The organism is Streptomyces sp. NPDC039736 (assembly GCF_055596485.1).
This window is the reverse complement of the sequence record NZ_JBVIUQ010000010.1, coordinates 264,435-283,208: the sequence shown is the minus strand read 5'-3', so window position 1 is coordinate 283,208 and position 18,774 is coordinate 264,435. Positions and strand designations below refer to the sequence as shown.

Below are 18,774 nucleotides of genomic sequence, written 5' to 3'. Positions count from 1 at the left end.
GAAGACGCAGGAGAAGGACCAGGAGCAGACGCGGGCGCCGGGTGCCGCCGCGCCCGGCCGTGAGCCGCTGCTGCGGGTCCAGAACCTGGTCAAGCACTTCCCGATCAAGTCCGGGCTGATGCAGCGCCAGACCGGCGCGGTCAAGGCCGTCGACGGGCTGTCCTTCGAGGTGTACCCGGGGGAGACCCTGGGCGTCGTCGGCGAGTCCGGCTGCGGCAAGTCGACCATGGGCCGGCTGATCACCCGCCTGCTCGAACCGACCGGCGGCACGGTCGAGTTCGAGGGGCACGACATCACCCACATGTCCACGGCGAAGATGCGCCCGCACCGCCGCGACGTGCAGATGATCTTCCAGGACCCGTACTCCTCGCTGAACCCGCGGCACACGATCGGCACGATCGTCAGCGCGCCGTTCAAGCTCCAGGGCGTCACGCCCGAGGGCGGGGTCAAGAAGGAGGTGCAGCGGCTGATGGCGCTCGTGGGTCTCAACCCCGAGCACTACAACCGCTATCCGCACGAGTTCTCCGGCGGCCAGCGCCAGCGCATCGGCATCGCCCGCGCGCTCGCGCTCAACCCGAAGCTGGTGGTCGCGGACGAGCCGGTCTCGGCCCTCGACGTGTCGATCCAGGCGCAGGTGGTCAACCTGCTGGACGACCTCCAGCAGGAGCTGGGCCTCACCTACGTGATCATCGCGCACGACCTGTCGGTCATCCGGCACGTCTCCGACCGGATCGCGGTGATGTACCTCGGCAAGATCGTCGAGCTGGCGGACCGCACGTCGCTGTACAAGGCGCCGATGCACCCGTACACCAAGGCGCTGATGTCGGCGGTGCCGGTCCCCGATCCGAAGCGGCGCGGCGTCAAGAGCGAGCGCATCCTGCTCAAGGGCGACGTCCCCTCGCCGATCAAGCCGCCGAGCGGCTGCCGCTTCCACACCCGGTGCTGGAAGGCGACGGAGATCTGCACCACGCAGGAGCCGCCGCTCCTCGAACTCAAGCCCGGTCAGCAGGTGGCCTGCCACCACCCGGAGAACGCTCCGGACCAGGTCCCCGGTGAGGAGATCGTGGCGGAGGCGAAGGACGCGGTGAAGGTCGTGGACGTCGCCAAGGAGGCGTGAGCCGGAGACGGCTCAATCCGGACGTACGGCTTCCAACCGGTCGGCAGGGCACGACTTCGTAAAGTCATGTACATGTCGGTCGCATCCCGGAACGGGAGAGTGCAGAGTCGGCGCGTCCGCCCCACACACCGAGGGGCGGGACAACGCGTTCGAAGGGAAGACTCATGGCACTCTCCCGTTCGGCACGTCTGGCGGCGGTCGTCCTCGCCGCCTCCTCCTTCTGCCTGGTCGCGGCCGCCCCGGGCGCGAAACCCGGGTCCCCGGGCGTCGGCGACCCGTACTTCCCCCACCTCGGCAACGGCGGCTTCGACGTCCGCCACTACGACCTGGGGCTCGACTACGACCCCGCCACCGACCGCCTCGACGCCCGCGCCACCCTCACCGCCAAGGCGCTGAAGAACCTTTCCTCCTTCCACCTGGACCTCCAGAAGCTCACCGTGGAGTCCGTCGAGGTGAACGGCAGACGCGCGGACTTCGGCCGCCGGGGCGACGACCTCCGCATCACGCCCCGCCACCGGCTGGAGAAGGGCGACCGGTTCACCGTCGAGGTGGTCTACGGGGGAGTGCCCGAGCCGCTGTCCGGGCCGATCGTCTTCGGCTCCGACTACGGCTGGATGAAGACCGGCGACGGCGTCTTCGTCGCCTGCGAGCCGAACGCGGCCTCCACCTGGTTCCCCGGCAGCGACCACCCCTCCGACAAGGCCACCTTCGACATCCGCATCAAGGCCCCCAAGGGCCTCACGGGCGTCTCCAACGGCCGGCTGGTCTCCACCACGACCCGGGGCGACAGGACCACCCACCACTGGCGCACCGACAAGCCGATGGCGACCTACCTGGCCACCGCCACCATCGGCAGGTTCGACGTCCAGCGGGGCGTCACCCCCGGCGGCACCCCGATCTACGTCGCCGTCGACCCGGTGCTGAAGGACAGCAACAGCGTCGATGTCTACGGCCTCACCGCGGAGATCACCGACCACTGGTCCACGCTCTTCGGCCCGTACCCCTTCGAGGAGACCGGCGCGATCGTCGACGACATGCCGCAGGCCGGGTTCTCACTGGAGACCCAGACCAAGCCGGTCTACTCCGCGGTCCGCAGCGAGAGCACCATCGCCCACGAGCTGGCCCACCAGTGGTTCGGCGACTCGGTCTCGCCGGAGGAGTGGGACGACATCTGGCTGAACGAGGGCTTCGCCACCTACAGCCAGTGGCTGTGGGAGGAGCACAAGGGACGCGGCACCGCCCACGACCTCATGCGCGCTTCCTACCATGCGCGTCCCGCCGAGTCGGCGTTCTGGCAGACGGTGGTCGGCGACCCGCAGCGCGACACGATGTTCGCCTCCGCCGTCTACAACCGCGGCGCCATGACGCTCCAGGTGCTGCGCGAGAAGATCGGCGACAGGGCCTTCTTCAAGCTGCTGCGCACCTGGGCCTCCGACTACCGGTACGCCAACGCGGAGACCGGCGAGTTCATCGCGTACGCGGAGCGGATCTCCGGGCAGCAGCTCGACGGGTTCTTCCGCACCTGGCTGTTCACGAAGGGCAGGCCCAAGCTGTAGGCCGGACCCGCGCGGTGGGCCGCCCGGCTGTCACCCCGGGGTTCGCGACCCGTGGGCAGGTAAGAATGTCGCGTGCTCCAGGAACTCTTCAGCCCCTCCGTCCAACATGTGCTCGACCTCGTCGGGATCTTCGTCTTCGCGATCTCCGGCGCGCTGCTCGCCGTCCGCAAGAACTTCGACGTCTTCGGCATGGCGGTCCTCGCGGAGGTCACGGCACTGGGCGGGGGGCTGTTCCGCGACCTGATCATCGGCGCGGTGCCGCCGGCCGCCTTCAGCGACCTGGGCTACTTCGTCACCCCGCTGCTCGCCACCGTCCTGGTCTTCTTCCTGCACCCCCAGGTGGAACGCATCCAGCTCGGGGTGAACGTCTTCGACGCGGCCGGGCTCGGCCTGTTCGCCGTCACCGGCACGGCGAAGGCGTACGACTACGGGCTCGGCCTCACCGCGTCGGCGACGCTGGGCCTGGCCACCGCGGTCGGCGGCGGCGTCCTGCGCGACGTCCTCGCCAACGAGGTGCCCTCGCTGCTGCGCTGGGACCGGGACCTGTACGCGGTGCCGGCGATCGTGGGGGCGGCGATGGTCGCCCTGTGCATCCGCTTCGACGTGCTGAACCCGTACACGAGCGGGCTCGCGGCGGTCACGGCCTTCGGGCTGCGGCTGGCCGCGCTGAGGTTCCACTGGCGGGCGCCGCGGGCGTGGCACAGGTCGTCGGTGTCGGTGGAGGCGCCGGACCAGGCGGGCTAGCCGGGCGGGCGGTCGCGCGAGGAGGTCCTCGTACGGGAAAGCTCGGGCGCACAGGAAAAGCTACCGCTCAGTAATCGGCCGGTGTAGCGTGCCGGGCATGGCACAGACACCCATCGGAACCCTCGGGGACAGCGAGTTCGACCGCGACACCGCCGTGGTGCGGCGCGAGCCGGGCGTGTACGACGTGGAGCTCTCCGCGGGCTGGACGATCATGAACGCCGTCAACGGCGGCTACCTCCTCGCCGTCATCGGCCGCGCGCTCGCCGACGCGCTTCCGCACCCGGACCCCTTCACGGTCTCCGCGCACTACTTCACGCCGTCGACGCCGGGACCCGCCGTCGTCCGCACGGAGGCCGTCCGCAGCGGGCGCACGCTCTCCTCCGGGCAGGCGTCCCTCCTCCAGCGCGACGCGGAGGGCAACGAGGTCGAACGCATCCGCGTCCTCGCCTCCTACGGCGACCTCGACGCGCTGAGCGAGGACGTCCGTACGACCGCGAAGCCGCCCGCGATCCCGCCGCAGGAGCACTGCTTCGGCACGTCCGACGGGCCCGCCCCCGAGATCCCCGGCTCCAACGCCATCACCGAACGCCTCGACCTGCGGCTCGACCCCGCGACGGTCGGCTGGGCGGTCGGCGCGCCCTCCGGCAAGGGCGAGATGCGGGCCTGGTTCGGACTCGCGGACGGCCGGGACGCGGACCCGCTGTCGCTGCTGCTCGCCGTCGACGCCCTGCCCCCGACCAGCTTCGAGCTGGGCCTGAAGGGCTGGACGCCGACCGTGGAGCTGACCTGTCACGTACGCAGCCGGCCCGCGCCCGGTCCCCTGCGGGTCTCCGTCGTCACCCGCAACCTGGCGGGCGGTTTCCTGGAGGAGGACGCGGAGGTCTGGGACAGCGCGGACCGGCTGGTGGCGCAGTCGCGGCAGTTGGCGCGGGCGCCGCGGCAGTAGGCGCGGTGCTCCGGGCCGGTCGCGGGGTCGGGGTCGTACCGTCCGCCGCCGCGTCAGCGGTGGTTGCGGCCCCGGCCGCCCCAGCCGGATCCGATGCCCGCCACGTGCAGGGCCAGGAAGGCCAGGCCGAGCAGCATCAGGCTGGTCGGCATGAAGATCTCGTTCGCCGTGATGTCGGCCGCGTTGATGATGAACGCGATGACGAAGAGCACGGCTCCCACGATTGCCAGCATCTGAAGTCTCCTTGTGTACTTGCCAGTTGACTGGCCCTGCGACCCCTTACGGAATCCTTATGCGCCGGGTGCCCCCGGTCGCGACGGACATGCGGTGGGAGGGTGGGCGTTGTGAAATCCGACCGGCTGCTGTCGATCCTGCTGCTGCTCCAGACGCGTGGGCTGGTGTCCGCCGCCGAGCTGGCCGAACGGCTGGAGGTGTCGGTGCGGACCGTCCACCGCGACATGGAGGCTTTGTCGGCGGCGGGCGTGCCCGTGTACGCGGAGCGCGGGAGGCGGGGCGGGTTCGCGCTGCTGCCCGGCTACCGGACGGACGTCACCGGGCTCACCGGCGACGAGGCGCGGGCCCTGTTCGTGCTGGCCGCGCGGAGCACGCACGCCGACCTCGGGCTCGACCGGGCGCTGGGGAGCGCGCTGCGGAAGGTGATGGCGGCGCTTCCCGAGCCGCACCGGCCCGCGGCCGAGCTGACCAGTCGGCGGATCGTCGTCGACCCGGTGCGGTGGCGGCGGCCCTCGGGGGACGCCGACCTGGGGGTGCTGCACGAGGCCGTCTTCGCCGACCGGCGGGTACGGCTGCGCTACCGGCACGCGGACGCCGCCGGACCGCGCACGTACACGGTCGATCCGTACGGGCTCGTGTCCAAGGCGGGGACCTGGTACCTGGTCGCCGACCACCGGTCCCGGCCGCGGCTCTACCGGGCCGACCGGGTGCGCTCGGCGACCCTGCTGGACGACCCGGTGCGGCGGCGGCCGGGGGTGGAGCTGGCGCAGGTCTGGGAGCTGCTGCGGGAGGAGGTGGAGTCGCGGCAGGCGGGGGTGGTGGTGCGGGCGAGGGTGCGCACGGAGCGGCTGGACATGTTCCTGCGGATGCACGGGGCGGACGTGACGGGCCCGGCGGAGGAGGCCGCCGCCGGCTGGACCGGCCTCTGCCTCGCCTATCCCGACCTGCGGTGGGTGCGGGGACTGCTGGACTTCGGGGCGAGCCTGGAGGTGCTGGCGCCGGCGGCGGCACGGGCGGAACTCCTGCGGGCGGCCCGCGAGGTGGTCGACCTGTACGAGGGCTAGTTCCGGCCCCGCGCCCCCGGCCCCGCCGGGACCCCGCCGCCGTCCGGCCCCCGGCCTCGTACAATCGCCCTCACCATGGTTTACCTCGACCACGCCGCGACCACGCCCATGCTGCCCGAGGCGGTCGAGGCGATGACCGCCCAGCTGACCGTCACCGGCAACGCCTCCTCCCTGCACGCCGCCGGGCGCCGAGCCCGCCGTACCGTCGAAGAGGGGCGCGAGGCCTTCGCCGCGTCCCTCGGGGCCCGCCCCAGCGAGGTGGTCTTCACCGCCGGCGGCACCGAGGCCGACAACCTCGCCGTTAAGGGGCTCTACTGGGCCCGGCGGGCCGAGGACCCCCGCCGCACCCGCGTCCTGGCCAGCCCCGTCGAGCACCACGCCGTCCTGGACGCCGTCGACTGGCTCGCCGCCCACGAGGGGGCGGACGTCGAGTACCTGGCCGTCGACGCGTACGGCCGGGTGCACCCCGACACCCTCCGCGACGCCATCGCCCGCGACCCCGGCGACGTCGCCCTCGCCACCGTCATGTGGGCCAACAACGAGATCGGCACCGTCCAGCCGGTCCGCGAACTCGCCGACGCGGCAGCGGAGTTCGGGGTGCCGCTGCACGCCGACGCGGTCCAGGCGTACGGCCAGCTCGACGTCGACTTCGCGGCCTCGGGGCTCGCCGCCATGACCGTCTCCGGCCACAAGATCGGCGGCCCGTACGGCATCGGCGCCCTGCTGCTCGGCCGCCAGTACACCCCCGTGCCCGTCCTGCACGGCGGCGGCCAGGAGCGGCACGTCCGCTCCGGCACCCTCGACGTCCCCGCGGTCGCCGCCTTCGCCGTCGCGGGCGTCCTGGCCGCCGAGCGGCGCGCGGACTTCGCCCGTACGGTCGGGGCGCTGCGCGACGACCTGGTGCGGGCCGTCCGGGCCGCCGCCCCCGACGCGATCCTCGGCGGCGACCCGGCCCCGGGCGGGCGGCTGCCCGCCAACGCCCACTTCACCTTCCCCGGCTGCGAGGGGGACTCGCTGCTGCTGCTGCTCGACGCCCAGGGCATCGAGTGCTCCACGGGGTCGGCCTGCACCGCGGGCGTCGCCCAGCCCTCGCACGTGCTCCTCGCCACGGGCACCGACCCCGACCTGGCGCGCGGCACCCTGCGCTTCAGCCTCGGGCACACCTCCACGGCGGCCGACGTGGCGGCGGTCGCCGCGGCGATCGGCCCCGCCGTGGAACGGGCCCGCACCGCCGGCCTGAGCTGATCCGGGGCCGCCCGCCCCGGCCTGCGGGGCGGGGCGGAACCGGAAGCGGAGGCCGACTCTGTTTTATGTAACCCTCATCACGCTCAACCCTGACGGCCCGCAATCGCTCTTTATACTTGAGCCCTCTGATGTCCCTCAGAAGTCGCAGAAGTCACGCGCCGCGCGTGGGGGCCGCACGACGACCCATGGAGTTCACGTTGAAGGCGACCCTCCGTTCCCGCATCACCGCGCGGATCGGGCGCATGTACCTGGCCAGGATCCAGAAGCACGGAATCAGCTCCTCGCTGCTCAACCGGCTTCCCCAGGACCTGCTCCTGCCCATGCGCCGCGACGGTCTCGACCCGGTGGCGAAGCTGTCCGCCAGGGCCGCCCAGTCCCCGGTCTACCAGGTGCCGCTGCCCTTCGGCATGGACGCCTGGGTGGTGACCGGGTACGAGGAGACGAAGGAGGTCCTCGGCTCCACCGACGGCTTCAGCAGTGACTTCACCAACCTCGCGGGCAACGCCGGCGTCGTCGCCGAGCACAACCCCGGCGGCCTCGGCTTCAGCGACCCGCCGGTCCACACGCACCTGCGCCGCATCCTGACCCCCGAGTTCACGATGCGCCGCCTGCGCCGGCTCACCCCGCGCATCGAGACCCTCATCGAGGAGCAGCTCGACGCGATGGAGGCCGCGGGCGCCGCGGGCGGCCCGGTCGACCTGGTGCAGAACTTCGCGCTGCCGATCCCCTCCCTGACCATCTGCGAGCTGCTCGGCGTCCCCTACGAGGACCGCCACGACTTCCAGCAGCTCGCCATGGAGCGCTTCGACCTGTTCAGCGGCGCGACGGCGCCCTTCGGCGCGATGTCCGAGTCCCTGTCGTACTTCCGCGACGTGGTCAAGAAGCAGCGCGAGAACCCGGGCGACGGCCTCATCGGCATGATCATCCGCGACCACGGCGACACCGTCGGCGACGAGGAGCTGGCCGGCCTCGCCGACGGCGTCCTCACCGGCGGCTTCGAGACCACCGCGAGCATGCTCGCCCTCGGCTCCCTGCTGCTGCTCCAGAACCCGCGGGCCTTCGAGCGGCTGCGCGACGACGACGCGGCTGCCGCCCCCTTCGTGGAGGAAGCGCTGCGCTACCTCACCGTCGTGCAGGTCGCCTTCCCGCGCTTCGCCCGGCAGGACATCGAGATAGCCGGTGTGCACATCCCCAAGGGCGACCTCGTGCTCTGCTCCCTGGCCGGCGGCAACCGGGACGCCTCGTACACCCCCGACGGCGGCGGCTTCGACCCCGACCGCAAGGCCTCCGGCCACCTCGCCTTCGGCTACGGCATCCACCGCTGCATCGGCGCCGAGCTCGCCCGCATGGAGCTGCGGGCCGCCTACCCGGCGCTGGTCCGCCGCTTCCCGCAGCTGAGGCTCGCGGTGCGCCCGGAGGACCTGGACTTCCGCAAGCTCTCCATCGTGTACGGCGTCGACTCGCTGCCGGTGCACCTGCGCTAGGTGCTCCGCGCGGGGAGGGGGGCCAGGCGGCGGGTCTCCTGCCGGACCAGCCCCAGGTAGTGGTCCCAGTCCCAGTAGGGGCCCGGGTCCGTGTGGTCCGTGCCCGGGACCTCCACGTGGCCGACGATGTGCTCGCGGTCGACCGGGATGCCGTACCGGGCGCAGATGCCGGCGGCCAGCCGGGCCGAGGACCGGTACATCACCTCCGTCAGCGTGCCCTTCCGGTGCGCGAACGCCTCGTGCTCGATGCCGACGCTGCGTTCGTTGTAGCCGCGGTCGCCCGCGTGGTACGCCACGTCCAGCTCGCGGGCCATCTGCGTGATGTGCCCGTCCTCGGCGCGGATCACGTAGTGCGCGGCGGCCGCGTGCAGCGGGTCGCGGAAGACCCGGATCGCCGAGTCGTAGCTGCCCTCCGTGGTGTGGATCACGATCCGGTCGATGCGGTAGTCGTCCGGGCGGTCCGCCGTGCGCAGGTTGCGCGCCGACGCCGGCACCCACCGCGCGCCCGGCTGGTCCACGTCGCCGTCCGTGCGCTGCTTGTCCACGCCCGGCACCTTCCACCACAGCCGGGACGCCTCGTCGCCCCACAGCACCGCCGCGCCGGTCACCACCAGACCCGCGCCGATGAGGAAGCCGCGTCTGCTCGGCCTCCCGCCCGCCGACGGCTGCGGTTTCGCTCTGCCGGCCACCGCGCCCCCCTCTCCGTCTGCCTGCCCCTGCCCCTGATCCTGTAACGCTTGGGAGGTCGGTGAAGGTTCCGACTACTCTGGACGAGCTATGACCGATACCCCGCGCCCCGCTGCCCCGCGCCCCCTCCGCGTCCTCGCCGCCATGTCCGGCGGCGTCGACTCCGCCGTCGCCGCCGCCCGTGCCGTGGAGGCCGGACACGACGTGACCGGAGTCCACCTCGCGCTCTCCGCCAACCCGCAGTCCTTCCGGACCGGCGCGCGCGGCTGCTGCACCATCGAGGACTCCCGGGACGCCCGCCGGGCCGCCGACGTCATCGGCATCCCGTTCTACGTGTGGGACCTCGCCGAGCGCTTCCGCGAGGACGTCGTCGAGGACTTCGTCGCCGAGTACGAGGCCGGGCGCACCCCGAACCCGTGCCTGCGCTGCAACGAGAAGATCAAGTTCGCCGCCCTGCTCGACAAGGCCCTCGCGCTCGGCTTCGACGCCGTGTGCACCGGGCACTACGCGACGGTGGTGGTCAGGGAGGACGGCTCGCGGGAGCTCCACCGCGCCTCCGACATGGCCAAGGACCAGTCGTACGTCCTCGGGGTCCTGGACGAGAAGCAGCTCGCGCACGCCATGTTCCCGCTCGGCGACACCCTCACCACCAAGGACGAGATCCGCGCCGAGGCCGAGCGCCGTGACCTCGCGGTGGCCAAGAAGCCCGACAGCCACGACATCTGCTTCATCGCCGACGGCGACACCCAGGGCTTCCTGGCGAGCCGCCTCGGCGGCCGGGCCGAGGGCGACATCCTCGACGAGTCGGGCGCGAAGCTGGGCACCCACGACGGCGCGTTCGGCTTCACCATCGGCCAGCGCAAGGGCCTGCGCATCGGCCACCCCGCCGCCGACGGCAAGCCGCGCTACGTGCTGGACATCTCGCCGGTGAACAACACCGTCACCGTCGGCCCCGCCGAGGCCCTCGACGTCACCGCGCTGACCGCGATCCGCCCCCGCTGGTGCGGCACCGAGCCGGCCGCCCCGGGCACGTACACCGCCCAGCTCCGCGCCCACGGCGGCGAGACCGAGGTGCACGCCGAGGTCGTCGACGGCGAACTGCGCGTCACCTTCACCGGGGAGCCGGTGCGCGGGGTCGCGCCCGGCCAGGCGATCGTGCTGTACGACGGCACGCGCGTGGTCGGCTCGGCGACGATCGCGACGACGTCGCGGCGCACGCAGGCGGCCGTCTGAGCGGACCGCTCGCAGGCGGCCGTTGGAGCCGGACGCCCGCGCCGTGGCTCACCCGGCGAGGACACCCTGCTTCGCCAGCGCCCTGCGCAGCGCCCGCACGGCGTAGAAGGAGCGGCTCTTCACGGTGCCGGGCGGGATGTCGAGCTGTTCGGCCGCCTGGCTCACGCTGTACTCCAGGCAGTACATGAGACGGATGACGGTTCGCTGCTGCTCGGTCAGTTCGCGCAGCGCGTTCAGGACCGCATGGGTGGTGATCGCGGAATCCGTGCTGTCCCAGGAGGCGTCCAGGTCCTCGGCCGGCATGAGCTCCAGCGGCCGGTTCCGCCGGGCCCGATGGTGGTCGACGACCAGGTTCCGCGTCACGGTGAACAGCCACGGCCGGACGTGTTCGCCGCGGGTGCTCAGGAACCGGCCGTGCTTCCAGGCGCGGGCCGCGGTCTCCTGGAGGATGTCCTGCGCCTTGTGCCAGTCGCCGTCGAGCAGCCGCGCGGCGTACCGCAGGAGCAGCGGCCCGTACCGGTCGTAGACGTCGCGCACGAAGGCGTCGCAGTCGGCGTCCGGGGCGAGGCGCCGCGGGTGCGCCCGAGGCGGGGCGAGGGTGCCGGCCCCCGCTTCCGTGATTGCGTCCATGGGTGGTGCCCGTTCCTGTTCGAGTGCTCTGTGAGCTGCTCTCCCGCGGTTGCGGAGGAGTGGTTCACACACTCGTCGGGGCCCCTTTGCCGAACCTTGTCGTCTCCTTGTCGCGCTTTCCGGTCTTCCCGGTTCTCCGGCCTCTCGCTCCTTGCGGTCCTGTGGCTCTCGTGGACTGGGCCGTTTCCTTCGGACCGCCGTCCGGATCCCGTGCCGGCGGGGGTGAGTGCGGATCGCGCGGGACGAACACGCCTGTCAGCCAGGACCACGTCCGGTGTGGTCCTGGGGCGGCCGATCGGCCGAGGGCATGATGGCCGGGCTCGTCGGCCAGGGCCCCTTGGCGGGCGCCGGCTGCATGCTGGTGAGCGCGGACGGCGGTGGAGCCGACCGCGATGACCCGGTCGAGGCCCCCTGCGACGTCGGCCTGGGTGAGCAGAGCGGTGAAGACCTTCTCCCGGGTGCCCTCGGCGACTTACCTCCGCAGTCGTTCGCGGACGTCTTTCACGGCCCGAAGTGCTCAGACGGGTCCGTCCACGGCGTACCGGTGCGGTATGTGAACGCGAACGCGCCGATCACCTGCCGATGATCCCGCCACCGCCCTCCCCGCTTCGGGTGCCGGCCCGGCAGCAACGGCTCGATCCTCACCCACTGGGCGTCAGCCAGCACCACACGTCAACCAACGATCAGACGATCCGAAGAGAACTCCCCGGCGGCCGCTCGGGGCTCCGCGCGCCGGCCCGCGGAACTTTTTTCCAAGACGGGGCGGCCCGGGCCCGCCAGGGTGGGGGCATGCACAGCGACGAAGTGGATGCCGTGGGCCGTGGCTCCGACGGCGATCATGCGGCCGACAGCGGGTGGGAGACGGTGCGGCCCAGTGGCACGCCTGCCGTTCCCGGTGTCCGGATGACAGGCTTCCGGGACCGCGTCGGCCAGGCACTGGACCTGCGGGTGCTGCCCCAGCCTGCCGTGGTCGTCGTCATCGGCCTGGGAAACGACCCGTTCACGGTCGAAGGCGGCACCGCGCAACGACCTTCGACGGGCTCGAACTCCCATCCCAGCCTGGTCGCGTCGTTGTCGCCCGGTCCCACGCGGATCCACGGCCGGGACGTCGAGTGCATCGAGATGTGCCTGTCGCCCGGCACCGCTTACGCCCTGCTGGGCGTGTCGCCGCACGAACTGGAGGGGGCGGTCGTCGGCCTGGAGGACCTGTGGGGGTGGCAGGGACGGCAGCTCCGTGAACGGGTGGCCGCCGCCACCGCGTGGCAGGAACGTTTCACACTGGTCAGCGAGTTCCTCGCCCACCGGGCCGCCCGGGGCCGGACGATGGCACCCGAGGTCGCCGGTGTGTGGGACACCATCGTGGCGCACGGGGGCCGGGTCCGGGTCGACGACCTCGCCGCGTCCTGCGGGTGGAGCCGCAAGCGGCTGTGGTCCCGATTCAGTGCCCAGGTCGGCCTCACACCCAAGCGCGCCGCCATGCTCGTCCGCTTCGACCGGGCCGCCCGGGCCCTCCGCGCGGGTGGCAGCGCCGCGGACATCGCCCTGGCGCACGGATACGCCGACCAGTCCCACCTCCACCGCGACGTCCTCGCCTTCGCCGGGTGCACGCCCGCCGCCCTGGCCGGCCTCTGACCCGCCCCCTGAACACCACAGCCACCCACCCCGACGAGGAAGGAAGTCATCCGTGAGCACCATGGACACAGCCGCTGCCGAAGAGGCCATGGCCGACCGAGGTCTGATCGTCCGGCTCGCCTTCGGCAGCATGGCCTCGCAGACCTTGCGCGCCGCATTGCGGCTCGGAGTCTTCGAACTGATCGGCGACGGCCGACGGTCGGCCGGCGAGGCGGCGGCCGACGCAGGAGCCGAGCACCAACCCATGACGAGGCTGTTGCGCGCCCTCGCCGGTCTGGGCCTGCTGGAGGAGCACGAACCCGACACGTTCTCGGTGACCGCCGCCGGCGCCCTTCTGGATTCCAGCCGCCCCGGCTCGCTCGTCTCGTTCGTCCGGATGTTCACCGACCCGGCGATCGTGCGGGCCTGGGACGGTCTGGAAAGCAGCGTCCGCACCGGCGGCATCGCGTTCGACGCCGTCTTCGGCACCGACTTCTTCGGCTTTCTCGGGCAACACCCCGAGCTGTCCGCCGACTTCAACGCGGCGATGAGCCAGGCCTCCCAGGAGACCGCCGCCGTGCTGCCGCACGCCTACGACTTCAGCCGCTTCACCTCGGTCACCGACATCGGCGGCGGCGACGGAAGCGTCCTCACCGGCATACTCGCCGCGCACCCGGCGCTCACCGGCGTCCTCCACGACACCAAGGACGGCCTGGCCCAGGCACCGAAGACGCTTGACCGGCACGGGATGGCGGACCGCTGCTCCCTGGCCGCGGGCGACTTCTTCCGCTCCGTGCCCGGCGGCTCGGACCTGTACCTGATCAAGAGCGTCCTGCACGACTGGTCGGACGACCAAGCGGTCACGATCCTCGGCCACTGCCGCGAGGTGCTACCGCCCGGCGGCCGCGTCCTGATCGTGGAGCCGGTGCTTCCCGAAGTCGTGGGTACCGACGCTGCCGCGCACGCCGCAGACGGCGGGATCACTTACCTCAGCGACCTCAACATGCTGGTGAACCTGGGCGGGAGGGAACGGACCCACAAGGACTTCGAAGAGGTGTGCCGCCGCGCGGGACTGTCCGTCGTGTCGGCGACCCCGCTGTTGGGCGCGTCCCCCTTCTACCTGATCGAGACCATGGCGTGCTGACCACGAGCACGCACCGGGCAGGGGCCGACTGACCCGCGGGAACACCGTTCCCGGGCACCCGCTGGGCCGGTGGCGGTGGTGCCGCAGACGGCCGTGGCCGTCTGCGGGGCTGCGGGCCACCGTTCCGGGTGTCTGCGGTGGCCCGTTCGTCGGCGCTGCGGCGCTGCGGCACACGGCGGGCGGTATGCGACCCGGACACATGTGCTCCGCTGGGGCCGGTGGCCGTGCCGACAGTCGTTCAGGACGAAAGGAGCCCGCGGCCGGTACGCCGGACGGCCGTGCCCTGGGCCTGTTCCGTCGTTCGCCCGCCCCGGCCGGCGGGCTCCCGTGCGGCGGCGTCCCGGTGCGGGGTCGGGAGCCGGTGGTTTCCGACCACCCGCTCCGGCACGGCGGGCACCGGATCCGCGTCCGTGTCCAGGGCCGTGAGCCGGTCGCGGACCTGCTGGGCGCTGTGCCGCATGGCCCGTTCCTCGGCGTTGCCCAGGGCCTTGACCCAGTCCGCCCGGGCGCCGTCCCGGTCGCCCTGGGCCAGCCGGGTGTCCCCGAGACGCATCAGGGTGCCGATGGCGTTCCGGTGGTCGCCCAGTTCCTCGAACGCCAGGGACGCCCGCCGGTAGGTGGCCGCCGACTCCTCGTACCGGCCGAGCGCACGGAGGGTGTGGCCCACGATGTCCCACCCCTGGGCCAGTTGCCACGGCGCGTCCAGGCGCTGGAACAGGGCGATGCCCTCCTCGCTGTACCGCAGGCTCTTCTCCAAGTGCCCCAGGTTGGAGTGGAACCAGGCGAGTTCGAGCAGGCACTCGGCCAGCCACAGCTCCTCACCGGTCGCCCGGGACAGCTCCAGTCCCCGCTCGGAGAACGTCACGGCCTCCTCGGTGCGGCCGAACAGGAACAGCGCGCACGCCATCACGTAGTGGGCCCGCGCCTGTTCGCCGGTCGCGTCGAGCTGTTCGAAGATCGCGGTGGCGCGTCGCAGGTGGCGCAGGGCTTCGTCCTGATGGCCGAGGTAGCCGTGGATGCTGCCGAGGTGGCGCAGACAGCGGCCCTCTTCGAGCAGGTCGCCCCGGCGCCGGGCCACGGTCAGGGCGGGGGTCAGCGCGGCGACGGCCTCGGGCCAGAACTCCTGGCGCTGGAGGTGCTCCTTGAGCGACCAGGCGAGCCCGGTGGTGTGGCGGTCGAGATCCTGCGTGACGGCGCAGTGGAGCAGGTCGGCCAGGACCCGCTGTTCGGCGGCGAACCACCCGCTCGCCTGCTGGACGCCGGTGAACTCCTCCGGGACCACGCCCGGCTGCGGCGCTCCGAGGTCGAGTTCGGCCGTCGTGTCCTGCTTGAGGAGCTGGTTGGCCCGGTGGGCGGTGAACAGGTAGTGGTCCAGCACCCGCAGGGTGGCCTGCCGGCGGTCCTGGGCGGTGTCGTGGAGCCGGGTGAGCTCGCCCGCGTAACTGCGGAGCAGGTCGTGCAGGCCGTAGCGGCCGGGCAGCGGCTGTTCCACGAGGCAGGAACCGACCAGGGCGGCGAGCGCGCGGCGGGTCCCGGCCACGGGGAGGCCGAGCAGACTGGCGGCGGCGGGGGCCGTGATGTGGGGCCCGGGGTGCAGGGCCAGGAGGCGGAACAGCCGGGCGGCGTGGTCGTCCAGGGCCCGGTAGGACCAGGAGAAGACGGCGCGCACATCGGTGCTGCTGTCGAAGCCGGTGAACGCGTCGAGGTCGCCGGGCGTGTGCCGCAGGTCGTCGACGACGGCGTGCAGGGGGAAGGCCGGGTCGAGTTCGGCGCGGGCGGCGACCACGGCCAGGGCCAGCGGAAGCCGTCCGCACAGTTCGATGAGCTCGGCGGTGGCGGTGGGCTCGGCGGCCAGCCGTTCGCTTCCCAGGCGTCGTTCGAGGGCCTGGCGGGCCTCGGCCGGCGAGGGCAGCGGGAGGGTGAGGGGCCTGGCGCCGTCGGCGGCGATCAGTCCGGGCAGCCGGTTGCGGCTCGTGACCAGGGTCAGGCAGCCCGCTCCCGCCGGGAGCAGGGGGCGCACCTGCTGCTCGTCGCGGGCGTTGTCCAGGACCAGCAGCACGCGCCGGTCGGCGAGCAGGGAGCGGAAGAGCGTGCTGCGGGCCGGGGTGTCCTCCGGGATGCGCTGTGCGGGAACACCGAGGGCGGTGAGGAAGCCGTGCAGGACGGCACCGGGGTCCACGGCGGGCGCGTGGGGGTGGAAGCCGCACAGGTTGGCGAAGAGCTGCCCGTCCGGGAAGGACGAGGCGACGCGGTGGGCGTGGTGGACGGCGAAGGTGGTCTTGCCGACACCGGGCGTGCCGCTGATGACGACGACGGGGGCGGCGGGCGCACCGGACCGGCCCGGCGCACCGCTCACGGCCGACAGCCACGCGCCCTCGGTGTCCCGTCCCGCGAACACCGGGAGGCTGCGCGGCAGTTGGGCGGGGCGCGCGGGGGGCGGGGGTGCCGTCTCCTCTTCCGGGGCGGGGGTGCGAGGTGCTTCCGGCGGGGCGGCCGGGACGCCGGTGGCCGGGTCGGTGACGGTCGGGCCGGTGGCGGTCGGGCTGGAGGGCGCGGCTGCCTCGGTCGTGCCCCGCACTCCGATCCCGGGCCCGGTACCCGTCCGCTCGATCGGGTCGCGGCGGCGCTCAGTGCCCGCGCCGGGGGCGCAGAGCGTGCCGGGGGCGGTGGACGTGCCAGGGGCGGCGGTCGTGCCGCATCCGGTCGGCTCACCGGCCGGGAGGAGCGGCGGCAGGTCGTGGTGGAGGATGCCCTGGTGCAGGGCGCGCAGGGCCGGGCCGGGTTCGAGGCCGAGTTCGTCGGCGAGGTGCCGGCGCAGTTCGGTGTAGCGCTGAAGCGCTTCGGGGTGCCGTCCGGCGCGGTACAGGGCGCGCAGCAGCAGGGCCCAGCCGGTTTCCCGCAGGGGGTGCTCGGTGGTCAACTCCCGTGCCGCGTCCAGGGCTTCGGCGTTCCGGCCCAGCAGGAGCAGTGCGGTGGCGCGGAGCTCGCGGGCGGCCTGCCGCAGCTCCTCCAGCCGGGCGGTCTCCTGGGCGACGAACAGGTGGTGCGCCGCGTCGGCGAACGCGGTGCCGCGCCACAGTCCCAGCGCGGTCTCCGCCTCTTCGGCGGCGCGTTCGGGCTCGCCCCGGTCCATGTGCCGGCGCGCCTGCGCCAGCGTCCGTTCGAAGCGTACGGAGTCACGGCTCTCGGGCGGGACCCGCAGGGCGTAGCCGAGCGGCTCGGTGACCAGCAGCTCGAAGGGGCCGCTCCCGCGCAGGTGCGGGGGTTCCAGGACCGCGCGCAGCTTGCTGACGTGCGCGTGCAGGGAGTTCACCGCTCCGCCCGCCGACCGTGCCGGCTGCTGCGGCCACAGTTCCTCGCACAGCACCTGGGGCGCCACCGCCCGGCCGTCGGCGAGCAGCAGGCGTATCAGCAGCAGCCGCTGTCTGCGTCGCCCTGGATCAAGGACCGCGCCCGCCCGCCGCACCACCAGCGGACCCAGCAGCCCGAAGTCGAGCCCCTGCCCTGCACCTGTCATCGCATCCACCCGGAATCCCGCTCGACGGCGCCACCGCCGGGGCAGGTCCCCGGCCATGGCCCGCGGACCTGCGTGCGTCCGTCCCGCGGTGACGTGAGCCGGGCGGACGGGCCACCCCGACGTCCGTGCGGCCCTCGTCGCGGTGCGCGGTCCGCCGAGGCGGGGAGGGGGAGGCCGGTGCGGGTGTCCGGAGCGGCAAGGACCGCGTCGTCCGCTGCCCGCACAGCAGGCACGATGCTAACAGGGCCCTCGCGCACGGCGACGGCGGCGGTGGCTGCTCCCCGGACGCCGCCCCGCGCGCCTTCCGGTCCTGCGACGCCCCGCGACACGAGGTGAACCGGCGGGCGGTCCGTGCCGTTGTGTGACCGAACGGACGTCGTCAAGAGTGAGGAAAAGCCATGGTCACCGTCGAGGGAACGAGCACCGCGCGGTTCGAGCCGGTCCGGGAGGCGCTGGCAGCGAACCTGCAGTCCGGCGAGGAGCTGGGGGCGTCGATCGCCGTCGACGTCGACGGCGTCATGGAGGTCGACCTGTGGGGCGGGCACGCCGACGCGGCCCGCAGCGTGCCCTGGAGTCAGGACACCCTGGTCGGTCTGTGGTCGACCACCAAGACGCTGAGCAGCCTGGCGGCCCTCGTCCTCGTCGACCGGGGCGCACTCGATCTGGACCGCCCGGTCGCGCACTACTGGCCGGAATTCGCCGCCCGGGGCAAACAGGACATCGAGGTGCGGCACGTCCTCGCCCACACCTCGGGGCTCTCGGGCTGGGAGCAGCCCTTCACCATGGACGACCTGTACGACCGGCCGACCGCGAGCGCCCGGCTGGCCGCGCAGGCCCCCTGGTGGGAGCCGGGCAGTGCCTCGGGCTACCACGTGCAGACCCAGGGGCAGCTGATCGGAGAGCTGGTCCGGCGGGTCAGCGGCCGGTCCCTGACCGACTTCGTCCACACCGAGATCGCGAAGCCGGCCCGGGCGGACGTCCAGATCGGTGCGCGGGAGGCCGACTGGCCGCGCATCGCCGACCTGGTGGCCCCGCGGCAGGCCGCCGGACTGCCCGCCGACTTGGACCCCGAGGGGATCTTCGCCAGGACGCTGTTCGGCAGTCCCGCCCGGGACGAACACGTCGACACCCCCCGGTGGCGCCGTGCCGAACTCGGAGCCGTCAACGGACACGGCAACGCGCGGGGCATGGCCCGCGCCCTCTCCGCGATCTCCCGGCACGGCCTGGTCAACGGCACCCGGCTGCTCTCCGCGGACACGGTGGACCGGATCTTCGACGTGCAGGCCGACGGGATCGACCTGTTCCTGGGTGTTCCGGTGCGCTGGGGCGTCGGTTTCGCACTCGCCGACGCCCGGACGATGCCCCACCTGCCGGCCGCCGGGCGGGTCTGCTTCTGGGTCGGCCGGGGCGGATCGATCGTGCTGATGGACCTCGACCGGCGCGTCACGTTCTCGTACACGATGAACCGGCTGGGCGACGGCCTCCTCGGCTCGGAGCGCACGCACACCTACCTGAAGCGGGTCTACGACGTCCTGGACGCCTCGGACCGAGCCTGACCCGAC

16 protein-coding genes are annotated in these 18,774 nt (G+C 72.9%); 11 read left to right on the top strand and 5 right to left on the bottom strand.

The annotated features are described in order from the left end of the window. Nucleotides 1-67: 67 nt before the first annotated feature. The 4 genes from ACZ56L_RS28850 to ACZ56L_RS28835 all read left to right on the top strand — a co-directional run bounded on the left by ACZ56L_RS28850 (nt 68) and on the right by ACZ56L_RS28835 (nt 4,363). Entirely contained in the window at nt 68-1,117 is a 1,050-nt protein-coding gene (locus ACZ56L_RS28850) for an ABC transporter ATP-binding protein (RefSeq protein ID WP_345229130.1), read from the top strand. 164 nt (nt 1,118-1,281) lie between these two features. After that, nucleotides 1,282-2,673: a M1 family metallopeptidase gene (locus ACZ56L_RS28845; protein WP_471067263.1), complete on the top strand. Its 1,392-nt coding sequence runs from the start codon at nt 1,282-1,284 to the stop codon at nt 2,671-2,673. 72 nt (nt 2,674-2,745) lie between these two features. Beyond that, nucleotides 2,746-3,417, top strand: a complete 672-nt coding sequence (locus ACZ56L_RS28840) for a trimeric intracellular cation channel family protein (RefSeq protein WP_345228284.1) — start codon at nt 2,746-2,748, stop codon at nt 3,415-3,417. Nucleotides 3,418-3,514: 97 nt separating this feature from the next. Next, entirely contained in the window at nt 3,515-4,363 is an 849-nt protein-coding gene (locus tag ACZ56L_RS28835) for a thioesterase family protein (RefSeq protein ID WP_471067261.1), read from the top strand. A 53-nt stretch (nt 4,364-4,416) separates the two neighbouring features. On the opposite strand, the gene ACZ56L_RS28830 is transcribed toward ACZ56L_RS28835, so the two are convergent. Beyond that, a complete protein-coding gene (locus ACZ56L_RS28830) occupies nt 4,417-4,596 on the bottom strand; it encodes a hypothetical protein (protein ID WP_345228282.1) in 180 nt (59 codons plus the stop codon). Between the two features lie 111 nt (nt 4,597-4,707). On the opposite strand from ACZ56L_RS28830, the gene ACZ56L_RS28825 reads away from it, so the two are divergent. From ACZ56L_RS28825 to ACZ56L_RS28815, 3 genes are all read left to right on the top strand, one after another. Next, complete coding sequence (locus ACZ56L_RS28825) at nt 4,708-5,661, top strand: helix-turn-helix transcriptional regulator (RefSeq protein ID WP_471067259.1); 954 nt, start codon at nt 4,708-4,710, stop codon at nt 5,659-5,661. 75 nt (nt 5,662-5,736) lie between these two features. After that, complete coding sequence (locus ACZ56L_RS28820; RefSeq protein WP_471067257.1) at nt 5,737-6,906, top strand: cysteine desulfurase family protein; 1,170 nt, start codon at nt 5,737-5,739, stop codon at nt 6,904-6,906. Nucleotides 6,907-7,091: 185 nt separating this feature from the next. Beyond that, a complete protein-coding gene (locus tag ACZ56L_RS28815; RefSeq protein WP_401762080.1) occupies nt 7,092-8,390 on the top strand; it encodes a cytochrome P450 in 1,299 nt (432 codons plus the stop codon). Here the strand turns inward: ACZ56L_RS28815 and ACZ56L_RS28810 are convergent. Continuing rightward, entirely contained in the window at nt 8,387-9,079 is a 693-nt protein-coding gene (locus tag ACZ56L_RS28810; protein ID WP_471067254.1) for an N-acetylmuramoyl-L-alanine amidase, read from the bottom strand. The genes ACZ56L_RS28815 and ACZ56L_RS28810 overlap by 4 nt on opposite strands. A gap of 88 nt (nt 9,080-9,167) precedes the next feature. Between ACZ56L_RS28810 and mnmA the strand changes: the two genes are divergently transcribed. Beyond that, nucleotides 9,168-10,310 carry a tRNA 2-thiouridine(34) synthase MnmA gene (gene mnmA / locus ACZ56L_RS28805; RefSeq protein ID WP_345228279.1) on the top strand — a complete coding sequence of 381 codons (1,143 nt, stop codon included), beginning with the start codon at nt 9,168-9,170 and terminating at the stop codon, nt 10,308-10,310. A gap of 48 nt (nt 10,311-10,358) precedes the next feature. Here the strand turns inward: mnmA and ACZ56L_RS28800 are convergent, their stop codons facing one another. Continuing rightward, a complete protein-coding gene (locus ACZ56L_RS28800) occupies nt 10,359-10,940 on the bottom strand; it encodes a sigma-70 family RNA polymerase sigma factor (RefSeq protein WP_471067252.1) in 582 nt (193 codons plus the stop codon). A gap of 501 nt (nt 10,941-11,441) precedes the next feature. Continuing rightward, the gene (locus ACZ56L_RS28795) at nt 11,442-11,606 is read right to left on the bottom strand and encodes a transposase (RefSeq protein ID WP_471067284.1); all 165 of its coding nucleotides are present in this window, start codon (nt 11,604-11,606) and stop codon (nt 11,442-11,444) included. Nucleotides 11,607-11,729: 123 nt separating this feature from the next. On the opposite strand from ACZ56L_RS28795, the gene ACZ56L_RS28790 reads away from it, so the two are divergent. Further along, entirely contained in the window at nt 11,730-12,572 is an 843-nt protein-coding gene (locus tag ACZ56L_RS28790) for a helix-turn-helix domain-containing protein (protein WP_471067250.1), read from the top strand. Between the two features lie 52 nt (nt 12,573-12,624). Then, nucleotides 12,625-13,695 carry a methyltransferase gene (locus tag ACZ56L_RS28785; RefSeq protein WP_471067248.1) on the top strand — a complete coding sequence of 357 codons (1,071 nt, stop codon included), beginning with the start codon at nt 12,625-12,627 and terminating at the stop codon, nt 13,693-13,695. 238 nt (nt 13,696-13,933) lie between these two features. On the opposite strand, the gene ACZ56L_RS28780 is transcribed toward ACZ56L_RS28785, so the two are convergent. Next, nucleotides 13,934-17,212, bottom strand: coding sequence for an AfsR/SARP family transcriptional regulator (locus ACZ56L_RS28780; RefSeq protein WP_471067246.1), 3,279 nt, complete (start codon nt 17,210-17,212; stop codon nt 13,934-13,936). A gap of 398 nt (nt 17,213-17,610) precedes the next feature. On the opposite strand from ACZ56L_RS28780, the gene ACZ56L_RS28775 reads away from it, so the two are divergent. Continuing rightward, entirely contained in the window at nt 17,611-18,768 is a 1,158-nt protein-coding gene (locus ACZ56L_RS28775; protein WP_471067244.1) for a serine hydrolase domain-containing protein, read from the top strand. Nucleotides 18,769-18,774 lie beyond the last annotated feature (6 nt).

Excerpts from the sequence above, each read along its gene's own strand:
- ACZ56L_RS28830 (WP_345228282.1), bottom strand. The coding sequence starts at position 4,596 with ATGCTGGCAATCGTGGGAGCCGTGCTCTTCGTCATCGCGTTCATCATC.
- ACZ56L_RS28790 (WP_471067250.1), top strand. The coding sequence starts at position 11,730 with ATGCACAGCGACGAAGTGGATGCCGTGGGCCGTGGCTCCGACGGCGAT.
- ACZ56L_RS28815 (WP_401762080.1), top strand. The coding sequence starts at position 7,092 with ATGGAGTTCACGTTGAAGGCGACCCTCCGTTCCCGCATCACCGCGCGG.
- mnmA (WP_345228279.1), top strand. The coding sequence starts at position 9,168 with ATGACCGATACCCCGCGCCCCGCTGCCCCGCGCCCCCTCCGCGTCCTC.
- ACZ56L_RS28820 (WP_471067257.1), top strand. The coding sequence starts at position 5,737 with ATGGTTTACCTCGACCACGCCGCGACCACGCCCATGCTGCCCGAGGCG.
- ACZ56L_RS28780 (WP_471067246.1), bottom strand. The coding sequence starts at position 17,212 with ATGACAGGTGCAGGGCAGGGGCTCGACTTCGGGCTGCTGGGTCCGCTG.
- ACZ56L_RS28800 (WP_471067252.1), bottom strand. The coding sequence starts at position 10,940 with ATGGACGCAATCACGGAAGCGGGGGCCGGCACCCTCGCCCCGCCTCGG.
- ACZ56L_RS28845 (WP_471067263.1), top strand. The coding sequence starts at position 1,282 with ATGGCACTCTCCCGTTCGGCACGTCTGGCGGCGGTCGTCCTCGCCGCC.
- ACZ56L_RS28835 (WP_471067261.1), top strand. The coding sequence starts at position 3,515 with ATGGCACAGACACCCATCGGAACCCTCGGGGACAGCGAGTTCGACCGC.
- ACZ56L_RS28775 (WP_471067244.1), top strand. The coding sequence starts at position 17,611 with ATGGTCACCGTCGAGGGAACGAGCACCGCGCGGTTCGAGCCGGTCCGG.